We start from the raw sequence: 12,297 nt of genomic DNA on the forward strand, positions 1-12,297 counted from the left end.
TTACGAGTGAGATTACACGCTGTAAAAAGCCAAATAAGGCGATTCCCTGTGGATGGGATAATAAAAAAGCCATCTCATTTTGTTGATGAGATGGCCTCTTTTTTGCCTCTGGCTTGAACGGTTACATTTATTAAACATTCACCGCCCTAAGGGTAAGCTGAATATTTTCAGTTTACAAACATTCTACGATTGAATGTTCGGCATCTCCAGCCCGTATCCCTTCTTTTTGTCCTCCGCTTTCAGCAGGAAGGCGAAGATGAGTGCCAGCACACCGAAGCTGGTGAAGATGAGCATGGGGAGCGTGTAATCGTAGGTGTTGACGGTGAGACCGTCGCGCACGGTTTGCCCGGTGATGCAATATTTCTCCAGCACCCAGCCAATCAGGAGGGGTACCCCCATCAGGCCCCAGTTCTGCACCCAGAAGATCAGCGAATAGGCGGTACCCAGTCGCTTTTCCGGGATGATCTTGGGCACGGAGGGCCACATGGCCGACGGTACCAGCGAGAAGGCGATACCAAGCACCACCACCAGCACCATGGCGAAGATCCAGCTGTTGAGGCCCGGCACCGAGAAGAGTGCATGCACGAAGATCAGCAACACGGCACCGATGATCATGATGGAGGCTCCTTTCCCCTTGCGGTCGTAGATGCCGCCGAAGAGGGGGGTCAGCAGGATGTTGCCGAAGGGGAGCAGCATCGGGATCAGTCCCGCGAGGTCCTCCTTCACACCGAACTTATTCACCATCAGATCGGTGGCATATTTCAGGAAGGGGAATACCGCCGAGTAGAACAGCACGCAGAGGATGGCGATGTACCACCACCCCTTGTTGGTCAGGATCTTGCCGATGTCGGCGATCTTGAACTCCTCTTCCGGTACGCTTACTTCACCCTCTTCCAGTGCTTCTGAGGCATCCAGCTTCTTGTCCATCATCACGTAGACGATAAAGGAGATCAGGCCGATACAGAGACCGATCAGCGCCACCAGCACGGGACGGGATACATCCACCACGCCGGTAGCCTTGGCGATGGGCACCGAGAATCCGAGTGCCATGGCCGTACCGATACGGGCCATCGCCATCTCCATACCCATGGCCATGGCCATCTCCTTCCCCTTGAACCATTTCACGATGATCTTGGAGACGGTGATGCCGGCCACCTCAACGCCCACGGCGAAGGTGGCAAAGCCGATGCTGGCCCAGAACACCTGTGCATCAAGTCCGAAGAGGGTGGTGCCACTCAGTGAAGGAGTCGATACGGCCCAGTACTTGATGGCGGTGCCGGCCACCATCACCCCGGCGGCACCCAGCCCGGTGAGGCGCACTCCCAGCTTGTCAAGGATGATCCCGCCGAAGATCAGCATCAGCAGGAAAACGTTGAACCAGCCATAGGAGCTGGTGAAGGTGCCGTAGTCGGCGCGGGACCAGCCCAGCTGTCCCTCCAGCAGGCCCGCCAAGGGGGCCATGATATCGGTTAAAAAGTATCCGCACATCATCGTGAAGGAGACAATGACCAGTGCTGTCCATCGTGCCGCTGCAGAATCCCTGAGCGATTTCCTCAAATTCTCTACCATTTTGTCTTTTGTTATAGGTTTGTAGTTAACTCTGATTGTCCATGTGAAGGTGCAAAGATACACAAAGAGATCATTTTGACCTTTTTTTTAACATTTAAATTGACTCTCAGAGTCCATCCACGTCGAGCCGGTTGAGGAAGGAGACCGTCTTGCGGATCTCCTTGTACATCACGATATCCTCATCGATGAAGGGTACCTCCTTGCGGTAGGCCTTCACCACCTTCTCGATGAGAGGCGAGGAACGTAGGGGACGGCGGAAGTCGAGCGCCTGCACAGCGTTCATCATTTCAATGGAGAGGATGGTGTCGAGGTTGTCCAACAGCGGCAGCAGCTTGATGGCGGAGGTGGCCCCCATGCTTACATGATCCTCCTGTCCGTTGGAGGAGACGATGGAGTCGGTGCTGGCGGCGTAGCTGTACATCTTGTTCTGACTCACCACCGATGCGGCGACGTACTGCGGGATCATGAAACCGGAGTTGAGGCCGGGACTGGCCACCAGGAACTCGGGCAGTCCCCGCTTGCCGAGGATCAGCTGCGCCGTGCGCCGTTCGGAGATGTTACCCAGCTCCGCCAGGGCGATGGCCAGGAAGTCGAAGGCGATGGCCAGGGGCTGACCGTGGAAGTTGCCCCCTGAGATGATCTCATCATCGTCGGGGAAGATGGTGGGGTTGTCGGTCACCGAGTTGATCTCGGTCACCACCACCTGCTCCACATAGTCGATTGCATCCTTGGTGGCACCATGCACCTGCGGTACACAGCGGAAGGAATAGGGATCCTGCAGGTGTTCCTTCTTGCGTGAGATGAGCTCACTCCCCTCCAGGAAGCGGCGGAAGTTGCGGCTTGTTTCCTGTTGACCGCGATGGGGACGGAGTTTATGAAGCCGTTCATCGAACGGTTCAAGGTGGCCGTCATAGGCGTCGAGCGAGAGGGCGGCGATCAGGTCGGCCCGCTTGGAGAGTCTCTTCGCTTTCATGATGGCGTAGACACCGTGTGCCGACATGAACTGGGTACCGTTGAGCAGTGCCAGCCCCTCCTTGCTCTTGAGACGGATAGGGCTCCACCCGAACTCATCGAGCACCGCACCGATATCACGTTTCTGCCCCTTGTAGAAGACATCCCCCACCCCGATCAGCGGCAGGAAGAGGTTGGCCAGCGGCGCCAGGTCGCCCGACGCGCCCAGCGATCCCTTGTCATAGACCACCGGCAGGATGTCGTTGTTGAACAGGTCAACCATCCGCTGCACGGTGGCCACCTGCACCCCGCTGTAACCCAGTGAGAGAGCATGCGCCTTTAGCAGGAACATCAGCTTGACGATCAACGGTGCCACCTCGTTGCCCACGCTGCAGGCGTGCGATTTCACCAGATTCTCCTGCAGGGTGTTCAGATCCTCCCCCGAGATGTTACGGTCACAGAGTGATCCAAAGCCGGTGGTGATGCCGTAGATCGGTTCCTTCTGTGTTTCCATTTTGCGATCCAGGTGAACGCGGCATCGTTGTATCCGCTCTATCGCCTCAGGAGCCAGCTCCACCTTGATGTTTTCAGTGATGATCTTCTCCAGGTCGCTGATGGTGAGCTCTCCCCGGCCGATCAGAAAGATGTTTTTCATTTAGATTCTTGATTTAATCAGTTCAATCGCTTTGGCTTCTATCTGCATGGTATCGTTTTCCAGTCGGTCGCACTTCGCGTTCATCTCCTCGACAAACGACTGATCCGTGATCCCCCCCAGGTTGACACGCACGTTGAGCAGTGCGCTCAGGATGGCGGTACGGCAGTTCATCAGCCCCACTAACCCATCGGTAGTCGCGTTGGGGTTTCCTGTCTGCAACGTCTCCCACATGGTCTCCAGCAGGGAGAAGGCTCTCTCTGCCACCTCCATCGGCACCAGCGATGCCCATTTGGTTGCCTCCAGGATTTTCGCCTCGCGTTGCTCTTTTTCTTTCTCCGTCTCTTTGGGGAGCCGGTAGGCCTCCATCACCCGGCGATAAGCCTCCGCATCACGGTCGATATCTTCCAGGAAGTGGCTTCGTTGTGCCGACATCTCAGCTGCGATCTCCCGCATCCGTTCATCTGCATCGGCATACTTCTTCCTGCCGATGGTGAGGTTGGCCACCATCTCGGTGAGCGCTGTCGCCATGGCGGCATTCAGTGCGGCACTGCTGCCGCCGCCCGGTACCGGTTCATTGGCTGCGGTTTTCTCGAGAAATTCTTTCAGTAAAAGATCTTGTAGTTTCATATTGCTATATTTTAGCTTTCAGATTTCAGTGGTCAGTTGTAAGCTTTTCTGGTAGAATGTACTCTCATTCAATGGTCTTGGAATTCAAACATCGAAACCGTTAACTTTGAGCCTACTAATTAACTTACTAACTTACCTACTTTCCAACTTACGAACCAGTTAATTTTCAAATAAAGTACATCGAACATCAAACAAAGAACTATTTTATACCACAACTTCCCCTTTCTTGATCACCCGCTCCACGATGTTCATCCCTACATGGTAAGGCAGGAACTTGTAGGAGGGGAACTGCAGCAGCAGCAGGTCGCCCTGCTTGCCCGGATCAATGCTGCCGATGCGGTCAGCACGTCCCAGTGCTGCCGCACTGTTGAGGGTGAAGGCGGTGACTGCCTCCTCGGGTGTGAGTTGCATGTAGATGCAGGCCAGGGCGAAGAGCAGCGGCACCGAGGCGGTGAAGGAGCTGCCCGGGTTGAGGTCGGTGGCCATCGCCACGATGCAGCCGGCATCGATCATTGTGCGGGCACGGGCGTAGGGCTCACGCAGTGAGAAGGCGGTCAGCGGCAGCAGCGTGGCCACCGTTCCTGTTGCCGCCAGGGCAGCAATCCCCTTGTCGGAGGCCTGCAGCAGGTGATCTGCCGAGAGGCAGTGCAGTTCCGCTGCCAGCTCGGCACCTCCCAGGGGGATGATCTCGTCGGCATGCAACTTGGGTTTCAGTCCGAGCGAGGCAGCTGCCTGCAGGTAACGGCGCGACTGTTCGATCGAGAAGACCCCTTTCTCACAGAAGATATCTGCCGCTTCGGCCAACCCCTCTCCCGCCACCAACGGAAGCATCTCCGCGATCTGAAAATCAATAAAAGCATCCTCCCTGCCCTTCCATTCCTCCGGAATGGCGTGTGCACCCATATAGGTGGAGACAATATCTGCAGGATGGAGATCATTTAATTGATGCATCACCCGCAGCTGCTTCAGCTCTGTCTCCCGGTCCAGCCCGTAGCCACTTTTCCCCTCCACGGTGGTGATGCCCAGCCGCAGCATCGCATCCAGCCGTTGTCGCCCTGAGTCGATCAGCTCCTCTTCCGTGGCATTGCGGGTGGCACGCGTGGTGTTGACGATGCCGCCGCCCCGCTCCATGATCGCCATGTAGCTGTCGCCCCTCATCCGCCAGGAGAACTCCTCCTCTCGATAGCCGCCGAAGACGAAATGGGTGTGGGGATCCACAAAACCCGGCAGCAATGCCTTGCCGGTGGCATCAATCACCTTGTAGTCAGCCTCGGATACCGGCAGCGGTTCACCCTGTTGCAAGACATGTGAGATGATGCCCCCGGTGACGATCACAGTTCCGTTTTCGATCACACCCAGGTTGTTCATCTCCCTGCCTCTTTTTCCTTCGAAGCCGCTGCAGGTTACCACCTGTGCGGCATTTTTGATGATCAGGTTATGCATGATTTCTTTTGGCTTTTGCGTTCCACTCCCGCAGTCCCATGATGGCCAGCACCAGGAAGACGGTGTACTGACCCGAAGTGAAGTAGAGACCCTGCGAGGCATATATCGGTATGGATACAATGTTGCCGATGATCCAGAAATGCCAGTTTTCAAGCCTCTTCACCGCCATCAGAACGGTGGCGACCAGGAAGAAGGAGGTGTTGAAGGCATCGATCCGGGGAAGCCATGATGCCAGGTAGGCAGCATCCTCCCTGTTCACCCATCGCAGCAGGAAATATACAGCCAGGTAAATCAGCAGCACGCTGCTCCAGGTGATAACCTGCTGTCGGGGTGTATTGCGCCTGATCTGCAGCTTCTGGTTGTCGTCGCCGGTGCGGGACCACATGTACCAGCCGAAGATATTGGATGCCAGGTAGACCATGTTGATGCCTGCATTGGCATAGAGGCGTGCCTCAAAGCAGATGTAGATATAGATCGCCACGTTGATGATACCAAAGGGAAAGACTAGTATCTTCTCCTTGCGGGCATACCATACGCTGATCACTCCGAAGATGGCGGCAGTCAGTTCAATCCAGTTCATCTATTCCATCAGTTTTGCCTCGAGCACCTGGCTCATTGAGAAGTTTTCCAATCCGAGGTAGTAGGCAGCCGCATCGACAAGGGCCTCCATAGGTACCAGTCCAATCACCTCGGCACCTACAACCGGTACACCATAGCGCTGCGCTTCAATCCGTACCAGTTCATGGGCGCGATAGATTGCTGTTTTGGTGAAGTCGGTCAGGTTCATCGAGACCTGGGTGATGCCCCGCTCACCGAGGGTCACTCCCATTGCCTTGCAGTAGCGGAGTCCGCCCCCCACGAAGCGCACCTTTTTGGCGATGGCGGTAGCGATCTCCAGGTTGTCGGTGCCCAGGTTGACATTGTAGGCCACCAGCGGCATGCGTGCCCCAATGGCCACCGCGCCGGCGGTGGGGTGCGGTGCGGCGGGACCGAAATCGGGCTGCCACTCCGGCAACAGCATCTTCTCCTGCAACCCTTCGAACTCCCCCTTGCGCACTGTGGCCAGGTTCTCACGATGGGTTGCCGTGGCCGACTTCTCATAGAGGAAGACCGGCAGTTTAAATTGTTCGCCTACCGCCTCAGCCACCTCCTTAGAGAGTGCAACCGCCTCCTCCATCGTCACGTTTCGGATGGGAATAAAGGGCACCACGTCGACCGCCCCCATGCGGGGATGCTGTCCGTTGTGCCGTGTCAGGTCGATCAGTTCCACTGCCCTGCCGATGGCATCGATCACGGCTGCCTTCAACGCCTCCGGCTCACCTACCACGGTGATCACCGACCGGTTGTGGTCTGCATCACTGCTGTAATCCAGCAGCTTCACTCCCTCTCTGCCGCGGAAGGCATCCGCAATCTGCTCCACTTTTGCTTTGTCGCGTCCCTCGCTGAAATTGGGTACGCACTCCATGATTCTGTTCATTGATATCAATCTGTTTTCTGCTTTATTAAATTGCTTTGATGCAAATGTATCGTTATATTTCTGGAATTGACTCTTTTTGGATGATGATTTTCATTGCTCTCTGTTCGGGAAGTAATCCCCGCTTAGAGATCTGTCAGCAGATTCTCCAGCATCTCTCTGTCTGCCACATAGGGTTCAGTAATGTTGTAATCCTCTGCATGTGAGCGGTTAAAACCCTGCAGGGTTTCGATGGCATGGGGGTTGCGGGCCCAGGCACGGCGTGCCACGCCGCCCATCACATCCCACAACATGGCACTGCGGAGGATCTCATCCACCCGCTCGCTGCCGTCGAGCACCATGCCGAAGCCACCATTCACCGCCTTGCCAATACCCACACCGCCTCCGTTGTGCAGCGCCACAAGGCTCATGCCACGGGCAGCGTTGCCGGCGAAGCACTGCACAGCCATGTCGGCCATCACATTACTACCGTCGCGGATGTTGGCCGTCTCCCGGAAGGGGGAATCGGTGCCGCTCACGTCATGGTGGTCACGTCCCAGCATCACAGGGCCGACCTCCCCGTTGCGCACCATCTCATTGAAGCGCAATGCTATCTTCAACCGTCCCTCGGCATCCTGGTAGAGGATGCGTGCCTGGCTGCCCACCACAAGTTGGTGTTTCTCCGCATCCCGAATCCAAATCCAGTTGTCACGGTCCTGCGCACGCCGGTGCGGGTCAATGCAGGCCATTGCCGCCCGGTCGGTTTTCATGAGATCCTCCGGCATCCCGCTCAGACAAACCCAGCGGAAAGGACCGTAGCCATAGTCAAACAACTCTGGACCCATGATATCCTCCACATAGGAGGGCCAGATAAACCCATCCTTCTCATCGATGCCGTTGCGTGATATCTCTTTCACACCGGCATCGTAAACTGCCTTCATGAAGGAGTTGCCGTAGTCAAAGAAATAGGTGCCCCGCTCAGTCAGGCGGGCAATCACCCGGTAATGACGTTGCAGCGACAGATCGACCAGCTCCCTGAACTTATTCCGTTCATCATGCAGCAACCGGGTGCGCTCCTCATAACTGATCCCCACAGGGCAGTAACCGCCGCTGTAGGGTTCATGGCAGGAGGTCTGGTCGCTCAGCAGGTCAATTGCTATCTCCTGGTCAGCCGCATACTCCAGCAGATCGACGATGTTGCCGTGATAGGCAACCGAGAGGGGTTTTTTTCGATTCATCGCCTCCCCTGCCCAATGGAACGCCTGCCGGAGATCACCGGTGACACGCTGCACCCATCCCTGCCTGCTGCGGGTCTCAATGCGGGAGCCATCCACCTCGGCGATGACCGACACTGCCCCGGCGATATCAGCCGCCTTGGGTTGTGCACCGCTCATGCCACCGAGGCCGGAGGAGACGAAGAGGTGCCCCCGCAGGTCGCCATCCTGCGGTATTCCCAGACGAAGGCGTCCCGCGTTGAGCAAGGTATTGAAGGTGCCGTGGACAATGCCCTGGGGACCGATGTACATCCACCCACCGGCGGTCATCTGCCCGTAGTTGGCCACTCCCAGCTGCGCCGCCACCTCCCAGTCGGCCTGGTTGTCGAACAGGCCCACCATCATCGAGTTGGTGATGATCACCCGCGGTGCATCGGGACGGGAGCGGAAGAGCCCCAGCGGATGTCCGCTCTCCACCACCAGCGTCTGCTCACGCGTCATCACTTCCAGGTAATGCTTGATGAGGCGGTACTGCATCCAGTTCTGACACACCTGTCCCGTCTCGCCGTAGGTGACCAGCTCGTATGGGTAAAGCGCGATGTCGAAGCTGAGGTTGTTGTCGATCATCAGTTGAAACGCTTTTCCCTCGAGGCAGTTTCCCTTGTATTGATCCACCGGCTTGGCTTTCAGATCTCCTTCGGGTCGGTAGCGATAGCCGTAGATGCGTCCGCGGCTGCGCAGCTCTTCCAGGAACTCGGGTGCCAAGGTTTCGTGCAGGGCAGGAGGGATATAGCGCAAAGCATTTTGCAGCGCTGTCAGGGTCTGCGCTTTGGTAAGCCGGTATCCCCTGTCGGGGGCACGACGGATTGACTCATCGAAGACCGGGGAGGGTGGCAGCTGATTGGAGAGTGATAATTTCATAAGCAGCTAATTCATCTCAAGGTTATGAAAGCAAAAATAGCAAATTTTATCCAAAATCAGTCAAAGATAGTGATTATTCAAGCGTTGAATTGAAGGAAGTTTTAATGCGGACGAAAGACTTTAAGGTATTTGAAAAAGGGATATACAACATTTATGACAATTTTAATGGATTGAATCACGATATCCTTCCGTTTTTTCTTGTAAATTATTACTTTTGTTAATTAATTTATTAAACTTTTTGATTAACCACCTGCGTATCGGTAATATCGATTGCAGGTAGAGCGTTATCAGGATGAAAAAAGATTACAAACTGGAGATCTGTGCCAACTCAGTGGCCAGCTGCCTGGAAGCAGAGAAGGGAGGTGCTTACAGGGTAGAGCTCTGTGCAGGTATTCCGGAGGGGGGCACCACCCCATCCTACGGAGAGATGGCTTTGGCCCGTAAGCTGCTTCATATCAAGCTCAACGTAATCATCCGTCCACGGGGAGGTGATTTTCTCTACTCTGACCTGGAACAGCGAATCATGCTTGAAGATATCCGCATGGCCCGCGATGTGGGGGTAGATGGTGTTGTAATCGGCTCCCTGACACGTGAGGGAGAGGTGGACATGCTCCGCAACCGGGAGCTGATGGAAGCAGCCAAAGGGATGAGTGTCACCTTCCACCGTGCCTTCGACATGTGCCGTGATCCCTTTGATAGCCTGGAGCGCATCATTGAACTGGGATGCGACAGGATTCTCACCTCAGGCGGTCAACCCAGGGCAGAGCAGGGTATTCCCCTCCTTCGGCAGCTGGTAGAGCGTGCCGGCAACCGGATCATCATCATGCCGGGTAGCGGTGTGAACGCATCGAACATTGCCCAGCTGGCTCTGGAAACAGGGGCAGAGGAGTTTCACCTCTCAGCACGGGAGCAACAGGAAAGCGGCATGGTCTATCGCAATCCAAACGTGAAGATGGGAGGAGAGAGCATTGTGATAGACGAGTACGCCATCCCGGTCACACAGGCACACAAGGTAGCGCAGACCCTTCAAGCACTAGACAACAACCCTAAACAACATATTCAATAAACTAACAGAAAACGAAATGATCAAAAGATTACAACTACTGATGACTGCGGCTATCCTTCTTATTTCCTGTGAAAAGGGAGGTAACGGCAGCACCGAAGCTGACTACAGGGTGGTTCCTTTACCCGATCAGATTGAAATGACCGAAGGTGAGTCGTTCCCTCTCACCGGCAGCACAAAAATTGTTTATCCCGAAGGGAATGAAAAGATGGAACGCAATGCAGCCTTTCTGGCTGATTACCTGGAGCTCTCCGCCGGCATCAAACCAAAGTTAACGATTGATGCAGGTGAGCAGGATGCAGTCATCCTCTCATTGGGCCTGCAACATGAGAATCCCGAAGCCTATCGCATCCGGATCGACGGTCAGACCATACAGATTGAGGGAGCCAGCGAAGCGGCCGTCTTCTATGGCATCCAGACCCTGCGTAAGTCGGTACCGGTAGGGAACTACAAGGCTATCAACTTCACCCCTGCCACCATCAGTGATGCCCCCCGCTTTGCCTATCGCGGCATGATGCTCGATGTGGCCCGTCACTTCCAGTCGGTCGATTTCGTGAAGAAGTACATCGACCTGTTGGCACTGCACAACATTAACCGTTTTCACTGGCACCTCACGGAAGACCAGGGATGGCGCATCGAGATTGAATCCTATCCCAAATTGACGGAAGTGGGCTCCATGCGCAGCGAGACGGTGATTGGCCGCAACACGGGTGAGTATGACGGCACTCCCCACGGTGGTTTCTATACCAAGGATGAACTTAAAGAGGTGGTTGCTTACGCCGCCGAGCGTTACATCACCATCATCCCCGAAGTTGACCTTCCGGGACACATGCTGGCGGCACTTACCGCATACCCGGAGCTTGGTTGCACGGGAGGTCCCTATGAAGTTGCACGTGAATGGGGTGTTTTTGACGATGTGCTCTGCCCCGGCAAGGAGGAGACCTTCACCTTCCTGGAAGCGGTGCTCACCGAGGTGATGGAGATTTTCCCGTCGGATTACATTCACATCGGTGGTGACGAATCTCCCAAGACACGCTGGGAAGAGTGTCCCGATTGTCAGGCACGTATCAAAGAGTTGGGGTTGACCGATCACGATGGTCATATGGCAGAACACTACCTGCAGAGCTATGTGACGGCACGCATCGAGAAATTTCTGAACGATCACGGCCGGAGAATCATCGGCTGGGATGAGATCCTGGAAGGGGAGCTGGCACCCAATGCCACGGTTATGTCATGGCGCGGCATGGCAGGCGGCATACAGGCTGCACAGATGGGGCACGATGTAATCATGACCCCCACCACCTATTGCTACTTCGACTACTACCAAACAGACCAAACAGACGATGAGCCCCTGTCTATCGGTGGTTACGTACCACTGGAACTGGTTTATAGCTTTGAACCGGTACCCGATCAGCTGACCGCAGACCAGAAAGGCCATATTCTGGGAGCACAGGCCAACCTCTGGACAGAGTACATCCGCGAGGAAGAGCATGTGGAGTACATGACACTGCCACGTCTGGCAGCCATGAGTGAGGTACAGTGGATGCAACCAAAGAATAAGGAGTACGCAGCGTTCCTGGAACGTTTGCCCCGTCTCCTGGCTCTTTATGATAAGATGGGCTACAATTATGCCACCCATGTATTTGATGTAAAGGCTGAGCTGACACCCAACTTCGACACCAACGCACTTGATGTCACCTTCAGTACGATCGACGATGCACCGGTCTACTACACACTGGACGGCAGTGAACCCAGTGAATCGTCACTCCGCTACGAGGGCAAGATCTCAATCAACGAGGAGTGCCAACTGAAAGCGGTAGCCATCCGCGAGGGAAAAATGAGCAAGATATTCAGCGAGCAAATCCTCGTCAGTAAATCCAGCTTCAAGCCTACAGAGCTGCTCACCACTCCAGCACCCAATTATGGCTTCGAAGGTGCTCCCATGCTGGTGGACGGGCTACAGGGCAACAGCACCAACTACCGTTCCGGTCGATGGATAGGCTTCCAGGGTGAGGAGCTGGTGGCGGTGATCGACATGCTGGAAGCTACAGAGATCAGCAGCGCTACCATCCGCAATGCCGTGGTTACCGGCGACTGGATCTTCGATGCCGCTGAAATCCTCATCGAAGGTTCTGACGACAACCAGCAGTTCACACAGGTAACCTCCCAAACCATCACCGACGAGAAGCAGGAGCACTGGTCCGACATCTCTGAACACAAGCTCACTTTCGAACCGGTCACGGCCCGCTACTACAAGGTCACCGTGAAACCCTCGTTGATGCCAGAATGGCACCCCGGCAAGGGCAATAGGGCTTTCTTCTTCTTGGATGAAATCCGTCTCGACTGAGTGCAGAAGCGGTAGTTAGAAAAAGCTTGAATGATTGAAAGAGCGCCGTAACCT

Annotated in this window: 9 protein-coding genes; 2 read left to right on the plus strand and 7 right to left on the minus strand. The window is 55.3% G+C overall.

All coding sequences use genetic code 11. The features are described from left to right. Positions 1 to 183: 183 nt before the first annotated feature. The 7 genes from JS578_01095 to JS578_01125 all read right to left on the minus strand — a co-directional run bounded on the left by JS578_01095 (position 184) and on the right by JS578_01125 (position 8,833). Positions 184 to 1,569, minus strand: a complete 1,386-nt coding sequence (locus tag JS578_01095) for an MFS transporter (GenBank protein ID QRX63894.1) — start codon at positions 1,567 to 1,569, stop codon at positions 184 to 186. A 106-nt stretch (positions 1,570 to 1,675) separates the two neighbouring features. Further along, positions 1,676 to 3,175, minus strand: coding sequence for a histidine ammonia-lyase (hutH, locus tag JS578_01100; GenBank protein QRX63895.1), 1,500 nt, complete (start codon positions 3,173 to 3,175; stop codon positions 1,676 to 1,678). Then, positions 3,176 to 3,802, minus strand: coding sequence for a cyclodeaminase/cyclohydrolase family protein (locus JS578_01105; GenBank protein QRX63896.1), 627 nt, complete (start codon positions 3,800 to 3,802; stop codon positions 3,176 to 3,178). It abuts the gene before it with no gap. A gap of 204 nt (positions 3,803 to 4,006) precedes the next feature. After that, a complete protein-coding gene (locus tag JS578_01110; protein QRX63897.1) occupies positions 4,007 to 5,245 on the minus strand; it encodes an imidazolonepropionase in 1,239 nt (412 codons plus the stop codon). Beyond that, positions 5,238 to 5,825, minus strand: coding sequence for a nicotinamide mononucleotide transporter (locus JS578_01115; GenBank protein QRX63898.1), 588 nt, complete (start codon positions 5,823 to 5,825; stop codon positions 5,238 to 5,240). Before JS578_01115 ends, JS578_01110 begins: the two co-directional genes overlap by 8 nt. After that, positions 5,826 to 6,722, minus strand: coding sequence for a glutamate formimidoyltransferase (gene ftcD, locus JS578_01120; protein QRX63899.1), 897 nt, complete (start codon positions 6,720 to 6,722; stop codon positions 5,826 to 5,828). Between the two features lie 122 nt (positions 6,723 to 6,844). Then, complete coding sequence (locus JS578_01125) at positions 6,845 to 8,833, minus strand: urocanate hydratase (GenBank protein QRX63900.1); 1,989 nt, start codon at positions 8,831 to 8,833, stop codon at positions 6,845 to 6,847. Positions 8,834 to 9,125: 292 nt separating this feature from the next. Here JS578_01125 and JS578_01130 point away from each other — a divergent pair, with 292 nt between their 5' ends. Next, positions 9,126 to 9,899 (plus strand): copper homeostasis protein CutC, encoded by a 774-nt coding sequence (locus JS578_01130; GenBank protein QRX63901.1) that lies wholly within the window; start codon positions 9,126 to 9,128, stop codon positions 9,897 to 9,899. Between the two features lie 16 nt (positions 9,900 to 9,915). After that, positions 9,916 to 12,243 carry a family 20 glycosylhydrolase gene (locus JS578_01135; GenBank protein ID QRX63902.1) on the plus strand — a complete coding sequence of 776 codons (2,328 nt, stop codon included), beginning with the start codon at positions 9,916 to 9,918 and terminating at the stop codon, positions 12,241 to 12,243. Positions 12,244 to 12,297: the final 54 nt, after the last annotated feature.

The sequence above is a fragment of the Dysgonomonadaceae bacterium zrk40 genome, assembly GCA_016916535.1.
Taxonomy (GTDB): domain Bacteria; phylum Bacteroidota; class Bacteroidia; order Bacteroidales; family Dysgonomonadaceae; genus Proteiniphilum.

Excerpts from the sequence above, each read along its gene's own strand:
- JS578_01095 (QRX63894.1), bottom strand. The coding sequence starts at position 1,569 with ATGGTAGAGAATTTGAGGAAATCGCTCAGGGATTCTGCAGCGGCACGA.
- hutH (QRX63895.1), bottom strand. The coding sequence starts at position 3,175 with ATGAAAAACATCTTTCTGATCGGCCGGGGAGAGCTCACCATCAGCGAC.
- JS578_01105 (QRX63896.1), bottom strand. The coding sequence starts at position 3,802 with ATGAAACTACAAGATCTTTTACTGAAAGAATTTCTCGAGAAAACCGCA.
- JS578_01110 (QRX63897.1), bottom strand. The coding sequence starts at position 5,245 with ATGCATAACCTGATCATCAAAAATGCCGCACAGGTGGTAACCTGCAGC.
- JS578_01115 (QRX63898.1), bottom strand. The coding sequence starts at position 5,825 with ATGAACTGGATTGAACTGACTGCCGCCATCTTCGGAGTGATCAGCGTA.
- ftcD (QRX63899.1), bottom strand. The coding sequence starts at position 6,722 with ATGAACAGAATCATGGAGTGCGTACCCAATTTCAGCGAGGGACGCGAC.
- JS578_01125 (QRX63900.1), bottom strand. The coding sequence starts at position 8,833 with ATGAAATTATCACTCTCCAATCAGCTGCCACCCTCCCCGGTCTTCGAT.
- JS578_01130 (QRX63901.1), top strand. The coding sequence starts at position 9,126 with ATGAAAAAAGATTACAAACTGGAGATCTGTGCCAACTCAGTGGCCAGC.
- JS578_01135 (QRX63902.1), top strand. The coding sequence starts at position 9,916 with ATGATCAAAAGATTACAACTACTGATGACTGCGGCTATCCTTCTTATT.